Source organism: Citreimonas salinaria (genome assembly GCF_900107235.1).
Classification (GTDB): Bacteria; Pseudomonadota; Alphaproteobacteria; order Rhodobacterales; family Rhodobacteraceae; genus Citreimonas; species Citreimonas salinaria.
Window position 1 is genome coordinate 144,794 of record NZ_FNPF01000001.1, and the last position, 19,742, is coordinate 164,535.

Annotated in this window: 19 protein-coding genes and 2 pseudogenes; 17 read left to right on the top strand and 4 right to left on the bottom strand. The window is 67.3% G+C overall.

The window, feature by feature from the left end; all coding sequences use genetic code 11:
- Positions 1-31 precede the first annotated feature (31 nt).
- Complete coding sequence (gene rnhA, locus BLW27_RS00695; protein WP_089877725.1) at positions 32-481, top strand: ribonuclease HI; 450 nt, start codon at positions 32-34, stop codon at positions 479-481.
- Positions 482-602: 121 nt separating this feature from the next.
- On the opposite strand, the gene BLW27_RS00700 is transcribed toward rnhA, so the two are convergent.
- Together BLW27_RS00700 and BLW27_RS00705 are read right to left on the bottom strand one after the other, a co-directional pair.
- Positions 603-1,919: an ammonium transporter gene (locus BLW27_RS00700; RefSeq protein WP_089877727.1), complete on the bottom strand. Its 1,317-nt coding sequence runs from the start codon at positions 1,917-1,919 to the stop codon at positions 603-605.
- Positions 1,920-1,948: 29 nt separating this feature from the next.
- Positions 1,949-2,287: a P-II family nitrogen regulator gene (locus BLW27_RS00705; protein WP_089878675.1), complete on the bottom strand. Its 339-nt coding sequence runs from the start codon at positions 2,285-2,287 to the stop codon at positions 1,949-1,951.
- A 264-nt stretch (positions 2,288-2,551) separates the two neighbouring features.
- On the opposite strand from BLW27_RS00705, the gene BLW27_RS00710 reads away from it, so the two are divergent.
- Complete coding sequence (locus BLW27_RS00710) at positions 2,552-4,714, top strand: transglycosylase domain-containing protein (protein WP_143042188.1); 2,163 nt, start codon at positions 2,552-2,554, stop codon at positions 4,712-4,714.
- 27 nt (positions 4,715-4,741) lie between these two features.
- Here the strand turns inward: BLW27_RS00710 and BLW27_RS00715 are convergent, their stop codons facing one another.
- Positions 4,742-5,338: an MlaC/ttg2D family ABC transporter substrate-binding protein gene (locus BLW27_RS00715; RefSeq protein ID WP_089877730.1), complete on the bottom strand. Its 597-nt coding sequence runs from the start codon at positions 5,336-5,338 to the stop codon at positions 4,742-4,744.
- Between the two features lies 1 nt (position 5,339).
- On the bottom strand, positions 5,340-6,080 hold the full coding sequence (locus tag BLW27_RS00720; RefSeq protein WP_089877732.1) for an MlaA family lipoprotein: 741 nt from the start codon (positions 6,078-6,080) through the stop codon (positions 5,340-5,342).
- A 192-nt stretch (positions 6,081-6,272) separates the two neighbouring features.
- Between BLW27_RS00720 and BLW27_RS00725 the strand changes: the two genes are divergently transcribed.
- From BLW27_RS00725 to BLW27_RS21605, 15 genes and pseudogenes are all read left to right on the top strand, one after another.
- Positions 6,273-8,006, top strand: coding sequence for a type I secretion system permease/ATPase (locus tag BLW27_RS00725; RefSeq protein ID WP_089877735.1), 1,734 nt, complete (start codon positions 6,273-6,275; stop codon positions 8,004-8,006).
- Positions 8,003-9,310 carry an HlyD family type I secretion periplasmic adaptor subunit gene (locus BLW27_RS00730; protein WP_089877738.1) on the top strand — a complete coding sequence of 436 codons (1,308 nt, stop codon included), beginning with the start codon at positions 8,003-8,005 and terminating at the stop codon, positions 9,308-9,310. The genes BLW27_RS00725 and BLW27_RS00730 overlap by 4 nt, the downstream gene beginning before the upstream one ends.
- A 110-nt stretch (positions 9,311-9,420) precedes the next feature.
- Positions 9,421-9,885 (top strand): RidA family protein, encoded by a 465-nt coding sequence (locus BLW27_RS00735; RefSeq protein ID WP_089877741.1) that lies wholly within the window; start codon positions 9,421-9,423, stop codon positions 9,883-9,885.
- Complete coding sequence (locus BLW27_RS00740) at positions 9,882-10,634, top strand: glycerophosphodiester phosphodiesterase family protein (RefSeq protein ID WP_089877744.1); 753 nt, start codon at positions 9,882-9,884, stop codon at positions 10,632-10,634. The genes BLW27_RS00735 and BLW27_RS00740 overlap by 4 nt, the downstream gene beginning before the upstream one ends.
- A 52-nt stretch (positions 10,635-10,686) precedes the next feature.
- Entirely contained in the window at positions 10,687-11,898 is a 1,212-nt protein-coding gene (locus BLW27_RS00745) for a GNAT family N-acetyltransferase (RefSeq protein WP_089877747.1), read from the top strand.
- Entirely contained in the window at positions 11,895-12,185 is a 291-nt protein-coding gene (locus tag BLW27_RS00750; protein WP_089877750.1) for a 4a-hydroxytetrahydrobiopterin dehydratase, read from the top strand. Before BLW27_RS00745 ends, BLW27_RS00750 begins: the two co-directional genes overlap by 4 nt.
- Before the next feature lie 22 nt (positions 12,186-12,207).
- Positions 12,208-13,239, top strand: a complete 1,032-nt coding sequence (locus tag BLW27_RS00755; protein WP_089877752.1) for a P1 family peptidase — start codon at positions 12,208-12,210, stop codon at positions 13,237-13,239.
- Positions 13,240-13,642: 403 nt separating this feature from the next.
- Entirely contained in the window at positions 13,643-14,077 is a 435-nt protein-coding gene (locus BLW27_RS21880) for a hypothetical protein (RefSeq protein ID WP_089877755.1), read from the top strand.
- Positions 14,078-14,153: 76 nt separating this feature from the next.
- Positions 14,154-14,432 carry an NAD(P)H-dependent glycerol-3-phosphate dehydrogenase gene (locus tag BLW27_RS21600; protein WP_281242691.1) on the top strand — a complete coding sequence of 93 codons (279 nt, stop codon included), beginning with the start codon at positions 14,154-14,156 and terminating at the stop codon, positions 14,430-14,432.
- Between the two features lie 64 nt (positions 14,433-14,496).
- The gene (locus tag BLW27_RS00770; RefSeq protein WP_089877760.1) at positions 14,497-15,267 is read left to right on the top strand and encodes an HAD-IIB family hydrolase; all 771 of its coding nucleotides are present in this window, start codon (positions 14,497-14,499) and stop codon (positions 15,265-15,267) included.
- 127 nt (positions 15,268-15,394) lie between these two features.
- Positions 15,395-15,670 (top strand): hypothetical protein, encoded by a 276-nt coding sequence (locus BLW27_RS21985; RefSeq protein ID WP_342708026.1) that lies wholly within the window; start codon positions 15,395-15,397, stop codon positions 15,668-15,670.
- Positions 15,671-15,723: 53 nt separating this feature from the next.
- Positions 15,724-16,077: a trehalose-6-phosphate synthase gene (locus BLW27_RS21990; RefSeq protein WP_342708027.1), complete on the top strand. Its 354-nt coding sequence runs from the start codon at positions 15,724-15,726 to the stop codon at positions 16,075-16,077.
- Positions 16,078-16,207: 130 nt separating this feature from the next.
- Positions 16,208-18,601: a glycogen/starch/alpha-glucan phosphorylase gene (locus BLW27_RS00780; RefSeq protein WP_089877763.1), complete on the top strand. Its 2,394-nt coding sequence runs from the start codon at positions 16,208-16,210 to the stop codon at positions 18,599-18,601.
- Between the two features lie 56 nt (positions 18,602-18,657).
- Positions 18,658-18,930: pseudogene (locus tag BLW27_RS22050) on the top strand (GlgB N-terminal domain-containing protein); the annotation flags it as partial.
- A 499-nt stretch (positions 18,931-19,429) separates the two neighbouring features.
- Positions 19,430-19,702 (top strand): annotated as a pseudogene (locus tag BLW27_RS21605) (alpha amylase C-terminal domain-containing protein); the annotation flags it as partial.
- Between the last annotated feature and the right edge of the window lie 40 nt (positions 19,703-19,742).

A 19,742-nucleotide genomic window follows, 5' to 3' on the forward strand; every position in this document is an offset into this window, starting at 1 on the left:
TCCGCGCCCCGCGAAACACGTTCGCCCCGAGATGACCCAGCTTTTCGCCTATACCGACGGCGCCTGTTCCGGCAATCCCGGCCCCGGCGGCTGGGGCGTGGTCCTGCGCGCCATGCAGGGTGACACGCTGGTGAAGGAGCGCGAGCTGAAAGGCGGCGAGGCGGCCACCACCAACAACCGGATGGAACTTCTGGCCGCGATCAACGCGCTTGAGCAGCTGGCCAGGCCCGCGACGATCACCATCATCACCGACAGCGCCTACGTGAAGAACGGCGTCACCGGCTGGATCCACGGCTGGAAGCGCAACGGCTGGAAGACTGCCGCTAAGAAGCCGGTCAAGAACGCCGAGCTTTGGCAGCGGCTGGACACGGCGCAGGCCCGCCACGACGTGACGTGGAAATGGGTCAAGGGTCATGCCGGCCACCCCGAGAACGAGCGTGCCGACGCGCTGGCCCGCGCCGGGATGGCGCCGTTCAAGTAGCGGGCGCAGCCCGGCCCGCTTCCCCTCGATGACAAAATGCCCCGGACGCGAAAGTCCGGGGCAGTCTCTCCGGTTCGGCGCGCGGAAGCATCCGCGCGCCGGGCTGACAGGGAGGAGGAGATCAGCCCTTGGAGAAGTCGGGATAGGCCTCCATGCCCAGTTCGGACATGTCGAGCCCGGTGATCTCGGCCTCTTCCGAGACACGGATGCCCATGACCGCCTTGAGGACCAGCCAGACGACGGCCGAGGTGACGAAGACGAAGGCGCCGATCGCCACGATGCCGAGGATCTGCGTCGCGAAGGAAGTACCGTCGGTGTAGACCGGTACGACCAACGTGCCCCAGATGCCTGCGAACAGGTGCACCGGGATGGCGCCGACCACGTCGTCGATCTTCAGCTTGTCCAGCATCGGCACCGTCAGGACGACGATGATGCCGCCGATCGCGCCGATCCAAAGCGCCCCGAACAGCGACGGGTCGAGCGGTCCCGCGGTGATCGACACAAGGCCCGCCAGCGCGCCGTTCAGCACCATCGTCAGGTCGGGCTTGCGGTACAGGATCTGCGACAGGATCAACGCGGCCACGGCACCGGCCGCGGCGGCCATGTTGGTGTTGGCGAAGATGCGGCTGACATCCGTCACGTCACCCACGGTGCCCATCGCCAGCTGCGAGCCACCGTTGAAACCGAACCAGCCCAGCCAAAGGATGAAGGTGCCCAGCGTCGCGAGCGCCAGGTTCGAGCCCGGCATCGGCACGGTCTTGCCGTCGCGGTACTTGCCGATCCGCGGCCCGAGGATGAGCGCGCCCGCAAGCGCCGCGAAGCCGCCCGCCGCGTGCACCAGGGTCGAACCGGCGAAGTCCGAGAAGCCCGCTTCGGACAGCCAGCCGCCGCCCCACTGCCAGGACGCCTCGATCGGGTAGATGAAGCCGGTCAGCACGACGACGAAGATCAGGAAGGGCCACAGCTTGATCCGCTCAGCCAGGGTCCCCGACACGATCGACGCGGTGGTGGCGCAGAACATCAGCTGGAAGAAGAAGTCCGAGCCGGCCGACGCGTAGTCGAGCGCGGCCTCTTCCGCCGCAAGCCCAACCGGTTCGAGCGACGTGACCGCGAAGAACGGGCCCAGCCAACCCTCGATCAGCCAGTCGCCCGGGTACATGATGCCGAAGCCGACCAGCCAGTACATGATCGCGGCGATGGAAAACAGCGCGATGTTCTTTGTCAGCTGCATGGTGACGTTCTTCGACCGCACCAGCCCCGCCTCGAGCATGGCGAAGCCGGCGGCCATCCAGAACACCAGGAAGCCGCCGATCAGGAACAGCAGCGTCGTGAAGATGTAGGGGTTTACGTCCGGGGCGGACCCGGCATCCTGAGCAAGCGCGAGGCCCGGCAGGACGATCAGCGCGACAGCCGGCGCAAGTGTCTTGAGAAGCTTCATTTTCGGATTCCCTTGTCTCGTCTCGTCTGTCACAGCGCGTCGGCGTCGGTCTCGCCCGTGCGCACGCGAACCGCCTGCGCCACGTCGAGCACGAAGATCTTGCCGTCGCCGATCTTGCCGGTCTGCGCCGTGGCCTTGATCGTCTCGACGACCTGCTCGGCCATGCCCGACGACACGACGAGTTCCAGCTTGATCTTGGGCACGAAGTTCACCGCGTATTCCGCCCCGCGGTAGATCTCGGTATGGCCGGACTGAGAGCCGAAGCCCTTGATCTCCGTCACCATCATGCCGCGCACGCCGATCCCGGTCAGCGCTTCGCGCACCTCCTCGAGCTTGAACGGCTTGATCGTTGCAATGATCAGTTTCACCTTCATCCCTTTCCGTTGGCAGGCAGGCCTGCGGTGTGAACCGAGCAAAGAAGGCGGCCCGACCGTTTTGGAAGACTTCGGCGCCGTCCTGCCCCTCTTGGGATGGCGAGAGTGCCCGAATTTTGTGCGCCGATCCGCAATCGCACATTTATTGGGCGTGCAAAAAATCGCTGCCGGCGCGCACGGATGGTCAACATCCGATGCCAAGGGCTATAAGGTCGCGCGAACGACAGGCAGACCGGCAACAGCAGGCGGAACAGAGGCATGGGCGGAACGGGAAGCGGGCGGGGTCGGCTCGTGGCGGACCGGCGGGTGGCGCGAAAGCCGACGAAGACGGCAACCAAGCCACGCCGTTCGCGCAAGGCGCGCAGGCCGGCGCGCCGCGGTGCATTCGGCCTGCTGGGCCGACTGACGGGCGGCATCTTGCGGCTGGTCCGGCGCATCGTCGTGACGGCGATCGTGGTGCTGGCGCTGCTGGTGGGCGTGGCCGTCGCGTACTCGTACACGACGCTGCCCGACGTGGCGCAGCTGCTGGACGGGCGCGCCCGCGGATCGGTCACGATGCACGACCGCAACGACGAGATATTCGCGTGGCGAGGCGACCAGTTCGGCGGCGCGGTGACCGCCGACAGCGTGTCGCCGCACCTGCGCAACGCGGTGATTGCCACCGAGGACCGGCGCTTCTACTGGCATTACGGGGTGTCTCCGCAGGGGATCGCTGGCGCCATCCGCATCAACCTGTCTGAGGGGCGCGGTCCTCTGTCCGGGCACGGCGGGTCGACCATTACGCAGCAGACCGCCAAGCTGCTGTGCCTGGGCGACGAGTACGAGCCCGGCGCGTGGGTGTCCGAGGCGGCGTATCTCGACGATTGCCGGCAGACGACGCTGAACCGAAAGGCGCGCGAAGCGATCTACGCCATCGCGATGGAGACCAAGTACACGAAGGACGAGATTCTCTCGATCTACCTGAACCGGGCCTATTTCGGCGGCGGCGCCTATGGTGCCGAGGCCGCGGCGCAGCGCTACTTCTCGAAGCCCGCCGCCACCCTCGATCCGGGCGAAGCGGCGATGCTGGCGGGGCTTCTGACCGCGCCATCGCGGCTGGCACCGACCGCGGATCTCCAAGCCAGCCAAGCGCGTGCCGCCACCGTGCTGCGCCTGATGCACGAACAGGACTACATCGACGAAGCCACCATGCGCCAGCATCAGCAGAATCCGGCGACGTTGAGCGAGGAGGCCGGGCAGACGCGCGGCGGCTACTTCGCCGATTGGGTGATGCAGTCCGGCCCCGACTTCTTTACCCGCGACACGACCGAGGACGTGGTGATCCAGACAACGCTGGACCAGTCGATCCAGCGCGCGGTCGAGGACGCCGTCAACGAGGTCTTTGCCGAGAAGGTCGCCGAAGGGTCAGATGCCCAGGTCGCAGTCGTGGTCATGTCGGCCGATGGCGCCGTGCGGGGCATGGTCGGAGGGCGCAAGACCAACGCCTCGGGCGTGTTCAACCGCGCCACGCAGGCGGTGCGGCAGACCGGGTCGGCATTCAAGCCGTTCGTCTACGCCACCGCGCTGGAACTAGGGTATTCCCCAAACGACACGGTGGTGGACGAACCGTTCTGCATGACCATCGCCGGCTCGGGCCAGTGGTGCCCGTCCAACTACACCCGTCAGCATTACGGCCGGGTGACGCTGACCGAGGCGCTGCAACGCTCGCTCAACATCCCGGCGGTGAAGATCTCCGAAGCCGTGGGGCGCGGCCTGGTGCTGCGGGTGGCGCGCGACTTCGGCATCGTGCGCGAATTATCGGACACGCCCGCGCTGGCGCTGGGCGCGGCCGAGGCGACACTGCTGGAGATGACCGGCGCCTATGCGGGCATTCTGAACGGCGGCAGCTCGGTCACGCCCTACGGTATCCGCGAGTTGCGTCTGAAGGGAGACGACACGGCGCTGATGGGCTCGGGCGGTGGCATCGGCGAGCGGGTGATCAGCGAGGCCGCGGCACAGCAACTCACATGGATGATGCAGCAGGTCGTCGAGCAGGGAACCGGTACCCGCGCGCGGCTGCAGGATCGTCCGGCGGCGGGCAAGACCGGCACTTCCAACGAGCAGCGCGACGCCTGGTTCGTGGGCTTCACCGCGGATTACGTGACCGGCGTCTGGATGGGCTATGACGACAACACGCCGCTAACCGGCGTGACCGGCGGCGGCCTGCCCGCCGAGATTTGGCACGAGGTCATGGCCCGCGTCAGCGAGGGCCAGCCCGCCCGTCCATTGCCGGCGATGGCGCCCCAGCCCAGTCAGCGCGAGGAAGCGCCGCAGGTGGCGCAACCTCGCCCCCAGCCCCAGGCGCAACCGCGGGAGCAACAGCCCGTGCGGACCGAGACCGTGCTCGAGCGTCTTCTCTACGACCTGCTGGGCGGCGACTGACCGCCCGGCAGTGCGCCGGGCGCGGGTTCAGCCTGCGCGCCGCAGGTCCGCGATCAGCGCGTCGATGTTGCCGCCGCGGCGATCCAGCATGGCACCAATCTCGGTCCGTTCGGAAAGCAGCATGTTCACGCCCTCGACGTACATGTTGAAGAACAGCGGCCGGCCGGCGCGGTCGGAGACCAGGAAGGTCACGTCGAACGGCGCCTCGCCGCGCAGATAGACGCGGGTCGGCACCTCGAAATAGTTATTCTGCGCGCGCACGCCCTGCACTTCGAAGCGGCCGCCCTCGAACTCGCGGAACCGGCGGCCGTACTTGCGCGCGACGTAGGTGTTGAACGCGTCCGAGAAGGCGCGCTTTTGCGCGGCGGTGGCGCTGCGCCCGTCGGCACCCAGCGCGTAGGCGGCGACATAGGCCGTATCGGCGTAGCGCGCGAAGATCGACTCGAACGCGGCAATCATCGCGGATTCGGGGCGACCCGAATCGATCACGCCGTTGATCTCTTCCACGAGGGTTTGAACCAGCCTGCGCGCTTCGCCGTCGGTCAGCGCGAAGGCCTGTGCGGGCAGGGCGAAGGCGGCCACGCCCAACGTGCAGAAGGTGCGGCGGGAAAGGGGGAACGTCATGCTAGAATCCTTCCGTGTCGAGCGCCAGCGGATCGGCATCCACCGCCTCGGGCGGGGTCGCACCAAGCTCGTAGCGCCGGTTCTGCAGGTACATCAGGCGCACCTGGCTGTAGCTGTCGGCGCTTTCGTGCAGCACTGAATCGATCGACGCGGCGTAATCCGCGCGCTCGCCGACCTTGTCCAGCACCCGCAACGCCAGCTTCGCGCGCCGCTGCCCGGGTTCGAGCCGTGGGTCAAGCGGGTTGAGGAAGATGTCGACGACGGACCCGGCAAGGTCGCGCTGCGTGGTCGGCCCGACGAAGGGCACTTCCAGATACGCGCCCTCGGCCACGCCCCAGACGTGCAGAGTCTCGCCGAAATCCGTCTCGTCGTGCTCCAGCCCCATGTCGGCGGCAACGTCGGCGATGCCGCCGAAGCCCAGCGTGGCGTTCACGGCAAAACGCAGGGTGTTGCGGCCGGCACGTAGCAGACGGCCCTGCAGCACCTGGTTCACCACGGTGCGCGGCAGCGACAGGGTGTCTGCCACGTTCGAGACGCCGGTCCGCACGGTGGGCGACGCGACCGCGACATAGGTGCGCCCGGCGCGGCTGACGATCCCTTCGTCGACGCTGGTGTTGAAAGCGTGCACGCGGCGGTTCTGCGCTTCGTACGGGTCGTTGAAGCCCGGATCGGGCACGGCCGCGGTGCAGCCCGCCATCGCGGCCACCACGATCAACAGCGAAATCGCCCGTCCTGCACCCATGATCCGATCCTTCCGAGACTTCCTGCGCCCCGAGGGCGTGTTCATACAACGACAACCGGATTGCGTTTATGTGAACGCGCCAAATCGTCTGCCGGTTTCTGGCCCGCTGTGGCACAGTGCGGCCGATCCTCCAAGGCCGGACCCTGACTCGATGCGTGCGCCACTACAAAATCAACCCTTGGTGATCCGTCCATGACCACCTCTGCCATTGACCAGGGCCGCCGCGAGCTGCGCGCCGTCAGGCGTAGGTCGCGGCCGTTCCTGTGGTTCGTCGCGGTATTCAGCTTCTTCGTGAACCTGCTGATGCTGACGGGCCCGATCTACATGCTGCAGGTCTATGACCGCGTGCTCGGGTCAGGATCCGAGGCGACGCTGGTCGCTCTGTCGGTCCTGGTGGTCTTCCTCTACGCGATGATGGGTATCCTCGACTACGTCCGGGGCCGCATCATGGGCCGCGTCGCGGCGCGCTTTCAGGCCGCTCTGGAGCTTCGGGTGTTCGACGCGGTGGTGCGTCGCGCGGCGGTCAAGCCCGACCGGCTCGCGCGCACGGGCTTGGCCGACCTGGAATCGGTCCAGCGGCTGATGGCTTCGCCAGTGCTGATGGCGCTGTTCGACATCCCGTGGACGCCAATCTTCGTCGCCGCGATCTTCCTGTTCCACCCGTGGCTTGGGCTGCTGGCCACCGCCGGGGGGCTGGTGCTGATCGCGCTCACTGTGGTCAACCAGACGGTCAGCCGCAATCCGGCGCTGCGTTCGAACGCCGCGATCCAGCAAGCGGATCAGACGGCCGAGCAGATCCGTTCCGAATCCGAGATGGTGCGCGCGCTGGGCATGCAGACCCACGCCTTCCGCCGCTGGATGAACGCGCGCGGCGACGCGCTGAGCGGCCAGATCGCAACCGCCGACATCACGGGCAGCTTCTCGACCCTGACGCGGACGCTGCGGCTGCTTCTCCAGTCGGCGATGCTGGGCCTGGGCGCCTACCTGGTGCTGCGTTCCGAACTGACCCCCGGCGCGATGATCGCCGGCTCGATACTCATGGGGCGGGCGCTGGCGCCGGTCGAACTGGCCATCGGCCAGTGGCCGCTGGTCGAGCGCGCGCGCGCCGGCTGGACTGACCTTGCCTGCCTGCTGGGCGAGGTCCCGCCCGAAGAGGAACGAACCGCGCTGCCCAAGCCGCGCGCCAATCTCGACGTGCAGCAGCTGACGGTGGTGCCTCCGGGCGAGCAGCAGGCCAGCCTGCGACTGGTCAGCTTCGCGGTGCAGCCCGGGCAGGCGGTGGGGGTCATCGGGCCGTCGGGCTCGGGCAAGTCCACGCTGGCGCGCGCGCTGACCGGCGTTTGGCGCCCGGCCGGCGGTCGAATCCGTCTGGACGGCGCCGCGCTGGACCAGTACGCGCCGGACGTGCTGGGGCAGCACATCGGCTACCTGCCGCAGCGTGTCACGCTGTTCGACGGAACCGTCGCCGAAAATATCGCCCGGCTGTCGCCGCAGCCGGATGCGGAATTGGTCGTCGAGGCGGCGAAGAAGGCGGATGCGCACCAGATGATCCTGCAACTCCCCGACGGCTACGACACCCGTGTGACAGGCGCGGGCGGCCGCCTGTCCGGCGGGCAGGTCCAGCGCATCGGACTGGCACGCGCGATGTACGGCGATCCGGTCGTGCTGGTCCTGGACGAGCCGAACTCGAACCTCGACAACGAGGGGTCCGAGGCGGTGAACCGCGCCATTCGAGGCTTCAAGGCCGAGGGCAAGGCGGTGCTGATCATGGCCCACCGTCCCGCCGCGCTGCGCGAGTGCGACCTGCTTCTGATGCTCGAGGGCGGCATCCGCGTAGCGTTCGGGCCGAAGGACGAGGTGCTGCGGGCGCGGGTGCAGAACCACAGGCAGATCAGTGGCCATATCGGCCCGGCAGGTGTTCGATGACCGACGAGGCGGCACGTTACCCGCTGCGGGGCCCCCTGTTGCTGGGGATCGTCACCCTGGTCGCGCTTCTGGGCGGCTTCGGCACCTGGGCGGCCACCACGGTGATCTCGGGCGCGATCGTCGCGTCGGGCGCGATCGAAGTGGAAAGCAACCGACAGGTGATCCAGCATCCGGATGGCGGCGTGGTGGCCGAAATTCTGGTCGAAGAAGGCGACACGGTGGACGCCGGCGATGTTCTGTTGCGGCTGGACCCCACGCTGCTGCGCTCGGAACTGGTGATCGTCGAGGGGCAGTTGCACGAACTGATGGCGCGCCGCGCCCGGCTGGAGGCCGAGCGCGACGAGGCGTCCACGATCAACTTCGACCCCGTCCTGCTGGACCGGGCCCGCGACGACGCCGAGATTGCCGAGATGATCGAGGGCCAGCGGAACCTGTTCGACGCCCGCGCCCAGACCGTCGCGCGCGAGACCGAGCAGCTGGCCAAGCGCAGCGAGCAGATCGTCGACCAGGTGCGCGGCATCAAGGCGCAACAGGATTCGGTCACCGAGATGCTGGAACTGATCGAGGAAGAGCTGGGCGACCAGCAAACCCTGCTCGACCGCGGGCTGGCGCAGGCGAGCCGCGTCCTGTCGCTGAGGCGCGAGCGCGCGCGGCTCGCCGGCGAGGCCGGCGAGTTGACCGCGCAGAAGGCCCAAGCCGAGGGGCGCATGACCGAGATCGACATCCAGATCCTCGGCCTGCGCAACCAGCGCCGCGAAGAGGCCATCACGACCCTGCGCGACCTGCAGTACCGCGAGCGCGAACTGGCCGAAAAGGCACGTACGCTGCGCGAGCGCCTGTCGCGCATGGCGATCACCGCCCCGGCCTCGGGAATCGTCTACGGGCTGACGATCTTCGCGCCGCGATCGGTGCTGCGGCCAGCCGACCCGGTGCTTTACCTGGTGCCCCAGGACAAGCCGCTGGTGATCGCCGCGCGCGTCCAGCCGGTCCACATCGACCAGCTGTTCCTGGACCAGGACGTCTCGCTGCGGTTCAGTTCGCTCGACCAGCGGACGACGCCGGAACTGACCGGCCGCGTGGTGCAGATCTCGGCCGACGCCTTCACCGACGAACGCTCGAACATGCGCTACTACCGTGCCAAGATCGTGCTGGAGGATGGCGAGATCGACAAGCTGCCGCCGGGCGCGGCGTTGATCCCGGGCATGCCGGTCGAGACCTTCATTCGCACGGCGGACCGGACTCCGCTGGCCTACCTGGTCAAGCCGTTGGCCGACTACTTCGCCAAGGCGCTACGCGAAAGCTGACGCCGCGCCCCTTTGATCCTGCAGGTAAAATCTGCTTCGGTCGACGCTGGGTGTTTCCATTCCGACGAGGCGCGCGTAGCGTCACGCAAAACCACCTTGGGGAAGTCGCCATGTCCAACGCCATCGAATACCGCTTGGCCGAACTCGGCCTCAGCCTGCCCGACGCGCCCGCTCCGGCGGCGAACTACGTGCCCTTCGTGCAGGTCGGAAACACGCTCTACGTCTCGGGCCAGATCAGCATGGACGAGAACGGGCTGATCACCGGCAAGCTGGGCGATGCTCTCGACGTCGAAACCGGCGCGGCCGCCGCGCGGCGCTGCGCGCTGGCGCTTCTGGCGCAGGTGCGCGCGGCCTGCGGAGGCGATCTGAACCGGCTGCGGCGGGTGGTCAAGCTGACCGGCTTCGTCAACTCGACGCCCGACTTCACCGACCAGCCCAAGGTGGTAAACGGCGCGTCCGACCTGATGGTCGAAATCCTCGGCGACGCGGGCCGCCACGCGCGCTCGGCGGTATCGGCAGGATCCCTGCCGCTTGGCGTCGCGGTCGAGATCGAAGGCATCTTCGAGATCGGATGATGCTGCCCCGGGACTTCCTGGACCGGCCGATCGCCCATAGGGCGCTGCACGACGCCAATGACGGCCGCCCCGAGAATTCGCTTGCGGCCATCCGCGCCGCGATCGCGGCCGGCTACGGCATCGAACTGGACCTTCAGCTTTCGGCCGACGGTCAGGCGATGGTGTTCCACGACTACGATCTTGGTCGGCTGACGGACGCGACTGGTCCCCTGCGCCTGCGGAACGCGAAGGAACTGGGCGCCCTCACGCTCCGGCACGGGCACGAGGGCATCCCGACTTTTGCGGAGGTGCTCGAGATCGTCGATGGTCAGGTGCCGCTGCTGATCGAGATTAAGGATCAGGACGGCGCGATGGGCGAGGGGGTCGGCCCGCTGGAACGCGCCGCCGCCGATGCGCTCAAGGATTACGCGGGCGCCGCCGCGCTCATGTCGTTCAATCCCTATAGCGTGGCCCGGCTTGCCCGCCTGGCGCCCGACCGGCCGCGCGGCCTGACCACCTCGGCCTTCCTGCCCGAACATTGGCCCACCCTGCCGGAACGTACGCGCAACCACCTTCGTGCGATCCCCGACTTTGACGCTACCGGCGCAAGCTTCGTCAGCCATGATTGGCGAGACCTGGAAAGCGCGCCGGTCGCCAAACTGCGCGAGCGTGACGTGCCGATCCTGTGCTGGACCATCCGCTCGAAGCGTGACGAAACCCGCGCCCGTGCGCTGGCGTCCAACGTCACCTTCGAGGGTTACGCGGCTTGAAGCCCGCGGCCCAAGGGCCACATCCATGCCGTGACCTGACCGACAGGGCGACATGACAGACCAAAGCACGGGCCAAAGCACCGGACCCACGATCACCGTCTCGACGCTGACCTCGCTGGCGCAGATCGACCCCGCGACGTGGGATGCCTGCGCCTGCCCGGAAACCGCCGATGGCGGGCGGTCCTACGACCCGTTCACGACGTACCGCTTCCTCAAGGCGTTGGAAGACAGCGGCTCGGTCGGGTCGGACAGCGGCTGGGATCCGCACTACCTGATGGTCGAACGCGACGGGCAGGTAATTGCGGTGGCGCCGCTTTACCTGAAATCGCACAGCCAAGGCGAATACATCTTCGACCACAACTGGGCCCACGCCTACGAGCGCGCCGGCGGACGCTATTACCCCAAGTTGCAGATCGCCGTGCCGTTTACCCCCGCCACCGGACGCCGCTTCCTCACCCGGCCGGGATTCGAGGCCGAGGGCGTGTCGGCCCTGATCCAGGGCGCGGTGCAGATGGCCGCCGACAACGAGTTGTCGTCGCTGCACGTCACCTTCTGCACCGAGGACGAGGCCATCGCCGGCGAGCGCATCGGGTTGATGCGCCGGGTGACGCAGCAATTCCACTGGGTGAACCGCGACTATGCCGATTTTGACGGCTTTCTCGGCTCGCTGTCATCGCGCAAGCGCAAGGCGATGCGCAAGGAACGCCAGCAAGCCAATGCCTTTGGCGGCACCATCGAGACGCGGACCGGCGATGCCATCGCCGCCAAGGATTGGGACAGCTTCTGGACCTTCTATCAGGACACCGGCGCGCGCAAATGGGGCATGCCCTACCTGACGCGGACGTTCTTCGACATCGCGCAGGATACACTGCGCGACGACATCGCGCTGGTGATGTGCCGCCGCGACGGGCGTGACGTGGCGGGGGCACTCAACTTCATCGGGCGCGACGTGCTGTTCGGGCGCTACTGGGGCTGCGTCGAGCATCACCCCTTCCTGCACTTCGAGGCGTGCTACTACCGCGCCATCGACTTCGCCATCGAACGCGGCCTGAAGCGCGTCGAGGCCGGCGCGCAGGGCGAACACAAGCTGGCGCGCGGCTACCTGCCGGCGCCGACCCATTCGCTGCATTGGGTGGGCGACCAGGGCTTTGCCCGCGCCATCGAGCGCTATCTGGAGGCAGAGCGCGCCGCCGTCGACGAGAATATCGAGATCCTCACCGCCTTCGGCCCCTTCCGCAAAGCAAACCAGGAGGAACAGCAATGACCGAAAAGCTTGCCGATGCCGAGCGCGAGACGGAACTGAAGCCGCTGCTGGACGCGGGGTGGGAAATGGTGACCGGGCGCGACGCCATCACCAAGACCTTCAAGTTCAAGAACTTTACCGATGCCTTCGGCTGGATGACCCGCGTCGCGATCCGCGCCGAAAAGATGAACCACCACCCGGAATGGTCCAACGTCTACAACAGTGTTCAGGTCACGCTGACGACGCATGACGCCGATGGCCTGACTTCTTCGGACGTCAAGCTGGCCAAGGTGCTGGAATCCCTCTGAGCGCTGCGGCAGGATGCGGATCATGCAACCCGGTCCGCTCAACCTGATCACCGATATCGCGGGCCTGCGCGTGGGCAACGCGCATTACGACTCGCTGAAATCCGGCACCACCGTGCTGGTGGGCGACGCGCCCTTTGTGGCCTCGGTCGCGGTGCAGGGCGGCGCCCCCGGCACACGCGAGACCGACCTGCTGGCGCCCGACAAGTCCGCTCCCGGCGTCGACGCGCTGGTCCTCTCGGGCGGCAGCGCCTTCGGGCTGGCCGCCGCGCAGGGCGTGATGGACGCGCTGCACGAGGCGGGGCGCGGCTTTCCCGTGCTGTCCGCGCGCGTGCCGCTGGTGCCCGCCGCGATCCTGTTCGATCTGTTGAACGGCGGCGACAAGGCCTGGGGCGCGAACCCCTACCCCGCACTGGGCCGCGCGGCGCTGAACTCAGCCGACATCGATTTCGAAATCGGCTCGGCCGGCGCCGGAACGGGCGCGCAGACCGCGCAGCACAGGGGCGGGCTCGGCTCGACCAGCTTGGTTCTGGCTGATGGTGTAACTGTCGGCGCGCTGGTGGCGGTCAACCCACTGGGCAGCGTCACCACGCCGTCCGGCCGGCATTTCTGGGCCGCCTCGGCCGAATTCGGGGACGAGTTCGGCGGCCTGGGTCCAGACCCCGCGCGCGGCTGGCAATCCCCGCCCGAAAGCCGGAAACTCGAGGCGATGATGCGCGCGGGCGGAACCACGGGACCGGCAACCGGCGCAGGCAGCAACACCACGATCGCCATTGTCGCCACCGACGCGGCCCTGACCAAGGCGCAATGCCACCGCGTCGCAGTCGCCGCGCATGATGGCATCGCACGCGCCATCCAGCCGGCGCACACGCCGATGGACGGTGACCTCGTCTTTTCCGCCGCGACCGGAGCCGTGATGCTGCGTGCGCCTGACCTGCAACTGGCCGAGATCGGCCACGCCGCCAGCCTGTGCCTTGCCCGCGCCATCGCCCGTGCCGTCTGGGCCGCGACGCCCGCGCCTCGGGACACGCTGCCCACGCTGCGCGAAGCGCTTTGAAATGCGGCTGACCGCTTGGCGGCACCGCCTTGGCCGCCTTCAGCGCCAATATGCACAGTTTCCGGGCAGCATCCGCCGCAACCGCAGGATGCCACGCCGAATCGCCCCGCTGTTCGTTGGTTTTCAGGCGGGCGGCACCATCGTGTTCCGCATGTAGCGGAGATACAGTCCTAAGGACGCGCCAAGAATGGTGTGCCGCACCAGTTCGGCATCCAATTCCGTCGGGACGTCCCTCCCCGACCGCCATTCCGTCCATGCGCCGGAGGTGCCCGCGTGAAACACTGCGACTTCGCCCTCACCCCCGCGCCCATCCGCGCACGACTTACAAGCGCGTGGCCGTGCTGGTGCCGTCGCCCGGGGCACAGCGCTGGCCCTGCCTTTCGCGTGCACCGGCGGCAACGTGATGCTTTGGGCACGCGTTAGCGAACAGGCGGCGCAGATCAACGCGATCCACCGGAGCGGCCGCGGGCATTCCCTTCGCGATCTGCGCCAAGGGGATCGAGCGGAAACCGGCCTTCTGATGGCGCAGGACGCCGCGGACAAGCCTGGAGCGCGCCCGATCGGGGTGGTTTCGCAGCCGACAGTCGCGGACGAAACCGCGCTGAACCACCGCACGGCGGCGACCTGCGCCTTTACCTTCACCTATGCCGACAGGCTCGATCCGGCCTCTTCCAATGCCGCGCGGTTAGCGGTCTCATTGACGCCCGAGGCCTTTCGGACGTATGTCACGGACGACCTTGTCGGGGTCGAGGTCGGTGGCGCGGTCAAGAACGTGATCGCGATCGCCCGCGGAATGATGATCGGCGCGCGTTCCGAGAGAACACGCGCGCCGCCCTGATCACCCGCGGCATCGCCGAGATGAAGACGCTGGCCGAGGCGCTTGGCGGGCGGAGACGCTGTCGGGCGTGTCGGGCGTGAGCGACCTGTCGCTGACATGCTCAAGCGAATCGGCGCGCAACATGTCGCTCGGGCTGCAGCTTGGCCGCGGGCTGGCGCGTGAAGCTGTTTCGGTGGCCGTCCCGTGGTCGTCGAGGGCGAGCGCAAACGCCCAGTCCGTGACCGACCTGTCGCGGCGACTGGGCGTCATGCAGCCCATCTGCGAGACCGTGAGAGCGGTTCTGCACGACGGGGCGGGCTTCGGCCAAAGCTTCGCCGCCCTCCGGCAAGGCCGCTCGAGGCCGAGCCGCGGGTGATGGACCTGGCCTTCGATCACCCGGCCTCCGACACGGCCGTGACGCAACTGGCTGAGAGGATCTCATGAAACACAAGACCGTCGACATTTCCGAAAAACCGCTGGTGCTGGCCACCGCTCTGGATGGCACCTTCCTTGGCGGCACCGACGAGGCGCGCCGCAAGTACTACGACTGGATCAACGCGAACCGGCACGCCGTCGGCTTGATCTTCGTGACCGGGCGCGACCCGGGCTTCGTGTCCGAACTGTCGCGCCGCAAGGGCGTGCCGAAACCGGATTATGTGGTCGGCGACGTCGGCACGACGATCGCCTTCTCGGACGACCGGCACATCCTGAACCCCATCGCCGAACTCGAGGCCGAGATCGTCGAGAAGTGGGACGACAGCTCGGCCCGCGTTCAGGCGGCGCTGCGTTCGATCCCCGGCCTGCGCCTGCAGGGCACCGCGTTCCGCCAACGCGTCAGCTATGACATGGACCCCGACAAGTTCGACCGCCGCGCCGTCGACATCATTGAGGACATGGGCCTGGACGCGCTTATCTCGGACAACAAGTTCTTCGACGTGCTGCCTAAGGGCGTTTCGAAAGGCCCGTCGCTGCTGCGCCTTCTGGCCCATCTGGGCGTCAAGAACGACCGCGTGCTGGTGGCCGGCGACACGATGAACGACCATTCGATGCTGACCATGGGCCTGCCCTCGGTCGTCGTCGCCGGGGCCGAGCCCGCGCTTCTGGAAGCGGTCGAGAAGTTGGATACCGTTCACGTGGCCAAGGAAGAAGGCGTGGGCGGCATCGCCGAGGCGACGCTGCGCAACAACTACTTCAACAAGTGCGCGGCCTGAGGCGCAGCTTGTCGCAACTGGCGCGCGGTCAGCCGCGCGCCGGTCCGAAAGGAAACGCGACGTCGTCCGAACTCGTGATCGTCTACCACCGCCAACCTACGAGGAAGTCGTCGAGGACGGTCACACGGTGCTCCGCGAGAACAAGAGGCCGAACGGCATCGTTCCCACGCTGAAAAGCTTCTTCGGCTCGGTCGACCACGGCGCCTGCGTAGCGTGGAAGTTGGTCGAGATCGAGGACACCACGGGCAAGCATCCGGTCTCCCGCCTGCCGCTTCCGGCCGGCCAAGTCCGCGAGTTCTATGACATCACCTCGAAAGATGCGTTCTGGCCGAACATCCACTCGCTCAAGGAACGCTACAACCATGACCCATTGGACTGGCCGAACGTCCGCCAGGTGAACTGAGAATTCGCCGAGGCTGCGCAGGATGCGCTGGTCTGGGTTTACGACTACAAACTGTGGCTGGTGCCGGCTACCTGCGCAAGCTGCGCCCCGACCTGCGCATCTCGTTCTTCCACCACACGCCGTTCCCGAGCGCCGACGCCTTCAATGTGCTGCCCTGGCGGCGCGAGATCATCGACAGCTTGCTGGCCTGCGACGACGTGGACTTTCGCATCCCGCGCTACGCGACAGATTTCGTCAGCATCGCGCGGTCGCTCTTCGACCTCGAGGTCAAGCGCGTCCCGGCATGCGCGCACATGATCCCGGAAGGCACCGCGCTGATCGCACGGGCATCCCAGCGCGCGTCCGGCCATGACGAAGCGTCACGCGCATCGGTTATTTACACGGCGTTGACCATGACTGCTCTGTAATCAGGCAACCAGCCGCCTTGCTTCGGCCGCGGGCGCTGCAGGTCGCCCGGTGCCGTGGTTAGAGTTGCATCCTGTTTCGCAATCGATAGACACCTCCAGACACATCGGGAAAACACTTGTCAGGTCCTTCATGCTGAAATCGACCCCCGCCGACGCGCGCGCAATGCGCGAGGCCATCCTGCATCATCTGACCTATTCGATGGGCAAGGATGCCGCACACGCCACCCGTCAAGACTGGCGCATGGCGCTGTCGCACGCGGTGCGCGACCAGATCACCGACCGCTGGTTTGCCTCGACCCGCAAGAGCTACGAGGCGAAGGCCAAGCGCGTCTATTACCTGTCGATGGAATTCCTGATCGGCCGCCTGCTCGAGGACGGGCTGGTCAACCTGCGCATGCTCGACGCCGCGAACGAGGCGCTGACCGCGCTGGAGCAGGACCCGGCCGCGGTGATCGCCGACGAACCCGATGCCGCGCTGGGCAATGGCGGGCTCGGGCGCCTTGCCGCCTGTTTCCTTGAGTCCCTCTCGACACTGGGCGTGCCGGCGCTGGGCTATGGCATCCGCTACGAACACGGCCTGTTCGAGCAGAAATTCGAGTACGGCCGCCAGGTCGAGACGCCCGAGACCTGGCTGCAACAACCCCATGCGTGGGAGTTCGAGCGCGCCGAGGCCAAGTACCGGCTGGGCTTCGGCGGCAGCGTCGCGGTCCGCGACGGCCGCAGCGTCTGGACCCCCGACGAGGCGGTGGTCGCCGCCGCCTACGACACGCCGGTGGTCGGCTGGCAGGGCCGCTGGGCCAACACCCTGCGGCTGTGGTCGGCGAAGCCTGCAAACGAGTCGTTCGATCTCGACAGCTTCAACGCCGGCGATTACATCGGCGCCACCGCGCCCGAGGCTCAGGCGCGCACCATTTCCCGCGTGCTCTATCCCGACGACACCACCGAGGCCGGCAAGGTGCTTCGCCTCAAACAGGAATATTTCTTCACCGCGGCGTCGTTGCACGACATCATGCGCCGGTTCGACAGCGAACACGACGACATCGCGTTGTTGCCGAAGAAGGTCGCCGTCCAGCTCAACGACACGCACCCGGCCATCGCCGGACCCGAGCTGGTGCGCATCCTGCACGACGAGAAGGGCCTGCCCTTCGACCAGGCGATTGACCTCGCGCGCGGCGTGCTGGGCTACACCAACCACACCCTGCTGCCCGAGGCGCTGGAGCGGTGGTCCGAGGACATCTTCCACCGGCTGCTGCCGCGCCACCTGCAGATCATCGACCGGATCGACGATGCGCACGCCAAGGCGCATCCCGACCGCAAGGTCACGATCCGCGAACCCGGCACCGTCAAGATGGGCGAGCTCTCCTTCGTCATGGCGCACCGCGTCAACGGTGTCTCGGCGCTGCACACCGGTCTGATGAAGACGACCGTGTTCAAGGAACTCGACCGCCTGCACCCCGACCGCATCGTCAACCAGACCAACGGCGTCACGCCGCGCCGCTGGATGTTGTCGTGCAACCCGTCGCTGGCGGAACTGATCACCGCCACGATCGGCGACGGCTGGCTCTCCGACCTCGAGCGCCTGACCGAGCTGGAGCCCAACATCTCCGACCCGGAATGGCTACGCTCGTTCACCGCGATTAAGCGCGCCAACAAGGCCGAGCTGGCCGCCTGGATGGCGGCCGAGCACGGCGTACAGGTCGACCCGGCCGCGATGTTCGACGTGCAGATCAAGCGCCTGCACGAATACAAGCGCCAGCACCTGAACATCCTCGAGGCGATCGCGCTGTGGCAGGAGATCCGCGACAACCCGGATGCCGGCTGGACTCCGCGGATCAAGATCTTCGCCGGCAAGGCAGCTCCCGGCTATTTCTTCGCCAAGGACATCATCCGGCTGATCAACGACGCGTCGCGCGTGATCAACGACGACCCGGTGACGAACAAGTACCTCAAGGTGATCTTCCTGCCGAACTACAACGTCAGCTTGGCCGAGCGGCTGATCCCGGCGGCGGACCTGTCCGAACAGATCTCGACCGCCGGCAAGGAGGCGTCGGGCACCGGCAACATGAAGTTCGCGCTGAACGGCGCGCTGACCATCGGCACGCTGGACGGCGCCAATGTCGAGATCCGAGAGCATGTCGGCCCGGAGAACTTCTTCCTGTTCGGCATGACCGCCGAAGAGGTCGAGGCACGCCGCCGCATCGACGGCCACGCGGCACAGGCGATCGCGACCGATCCCCGATTGGCGCGCGCCATCGACGCGGTGCGCAACGGCACGTTCAGCCCGACCGAGCCCGGCCGCTACGCTCACATCGCCAACAACATCGCCGGAGCCGACTACTTCCTCGTCTCGTCGGACTTCACCGATTACTGGCGCGCCCAGCGCGCGGTGGATGCCGCGTTCCGCGACCAGGATCAGTGGATGCGCATGGCGGCACTGAACACCGCCCGGTCGGGATGGTTCTCGTCCGATCGCACGATCCGCGGCTACTTGCGCGACGTCTGGGAGGCCGAAACGCTCGTATAGGGCCGCTCCTAGTCGCTGGCGGTTGAAAGGCCCACAGGAACGCTTAGGCTTGGAACATGGTAAAGGACCCGCGCCCCCGGACCGTCGAGCCCGAAGCAAGCGCCCCGCCCGAGGTCCTGGCGCGGCTGATGAAAGGCGCTCATGACGATCCCTTCGCCGTGCTGGGTCCGCACCGGCGCGGCGAAAGCCGCATGGTCCCCGAGTTCGCGGCGGATGCCGCTACGCTGGACGCGGTGATCGACGGCACCGCACATCCGCTTGCACCGGTCGACGGCCATGACGGCCTAGTACCCGGGGCCGTGCCCGACGACCGTTACCGCCTGCACTCGACCGGCACCGACGGGGCGAGCTGTAACCACGCCTACGCCCACGGCGCGGTGATGGGCGAGGCACCGGTCGACCAGGGCGGGCTTGGCTTTGGCTACATGTGGAACATGGGCTGGATGAACGACACGCTGGTCTACATGGGCACGGAGCCCGTGTACCGCCAGCACCACCACGACCAGATGTCCTTCGGCCTGTCCTACGCGTTCACCGAAAACTTCATCCTGCCGATCAGCCATGACGAGGTGGTGCACGGCAAGGGCTCGATGCTGACGCGCATGCCCGGCCCGCGGGAGGAAGAATTCGCCAACCTGCGCTCGTATTACGGCTACATGTGGAGGACATCCGGACAAGAAGCTGCTGTTCATGGGCCAAGAGTTTGCCCAAGCGGCCGAGTTGGACCAGGCGACCGGGCTCGACCGGCACCTGCTGGACAACCCCGAAGACGCGGGCGTGCAGCGGCTGGTGCGGGACCTGCACGCGCTCTATCGCGCGCAGCCGTCGATGCACGCGCTGGTTACCAGCCCCGACGGGTTCCAGTGGATCGAGGCCGACGACGCGGCGCGCTCGGTCCTTGCCTGGATCAGGCGCAGCGCCGGGGCCGGTCCGGACATTGTGGCGACCTGCAACTTCACCCCGGTGGAACGCAGCGCGTACACCGTTTGTTGGCCATTGGCTGGGCGCTCGCACGAGGCGCTCAACACGGATGCGGAGATCTATGGCGGCCGGGGACGCGGCAACATGGGGGGCGTGACGGCCGTCGACCGCCCAAGCCACGGCCAACCCGCCAGTACCGGAATCTACCTGCCACCCCTGT

Excerpts from the sequence above, each read along its gene's own strand:
- rnhA (WP_089877725.1), top strand. The coding sequence starts at position 32 with ATGACCCAGCTTTTCGCCTATACCGACGGCGCCTGTTCCGGCAATCCC.
- BLW27_RS00700 (WP_089877727.1), bottom strand. The coding sequence starts at position 1,919 with ATGAAGCTTCTCAAGACACTTGCGCCGGCTGTCGCGCTGATCGTCCTG.
- BLW27_RS00710 (WP_143042188.1), top strand. The coding sequence starts at position 2,552 with ATGGGCGGAACGGGAAGCGGGCGGGGTCGGCTCGTGGCGGACCGGCGG.
- BLW27_RS00715 (WP_089877730.1), bottom strand. The coding sequence starts at position 5,338 with ATGACGTTCCCCCTTTCCCGCCGCACCTTCTGCACGTTGGGCGTGGCC.
- BLW27_RS00720 (WP_089877732.1), bottom strand. The coding sequence starts at position 6,080 with ATGGGTGCAGGACGGGCGATTTCGCTGTTGATCGTGGTGGCCGCGATG.
- BLW27_RS00725 (WP_089877735.1), top strand. The coding sequence starts at position 6,273 with ATGACCACCTCTGCCATTGACCAGGGCCGCCGCGAGCTGCGCGCCGTC.
- BLW27_RS00730 (WP_089877738.1), top strand. The coding sequence starts at position 8,003 with ATGACCGACGAGGCGGCACGTTACCCGCTGCGGGGCCCCCTGTTGCTG.
- BLW27_RS00735 (WP_089877741.1), top strand. The coding sequence starts at position 9,421 with ATGTCCAACGCCATCGAATACCGCTTGGCCGAACTCGGCCTCAGCCTG.
- BLW27_RS00740 (WP_089877744.1), top strand. The coding sequence starts at position 9,882 with ATGATGCTGCCCCGGGACTTCCTGGACCGGCCGATCGCCCATAGGGCG.
- BLW27_RS00745 (WP_089877747.1), top strand. The coding sequence starts at position 10,687 with ATGACAGACCAAAGCACGGGCCAAAGCACCGGACCCACGATCACCGTC.
- BLW27_RS00750 (WP_089877750.1), top strand. The coding sequence starts at position 11,895 with ATGACCGAAAAGCTTGCCGATGCCGAGCGCGAGACGGAACTGAAGCCG.
- BLW27_RS00755 (WP_089877752.1), top strand. The coding sequence starts at position 12,208 with ATGCAACCCGGTCCGCTCAACCTGATCACCGATATCGCGGGCCTGCGC.
- BLW27_RS21880 (WP_089877755.1), top strand. The coding sequence starts at position 13,643 with ATGCTTTGGGCACGCGTTAGCGAACAGGCGGCGCAGATCAACGCGATC.
- BLW27_RS00770 (WP_089877760.1), top strand. The coding sequence starts at position 14,497 with ATGAAACACAAGACCGTCGACATTTCCGAAAAACCGCTGGTGCTGGCC.
- BLW27_RS00780 (WP_089877763.1), top strand. The coding sequence starts at position 16,208 with ATGCTGAAATCGACCCCCGCCGACGCGCGCGCAATGCGCGAGGCCATC.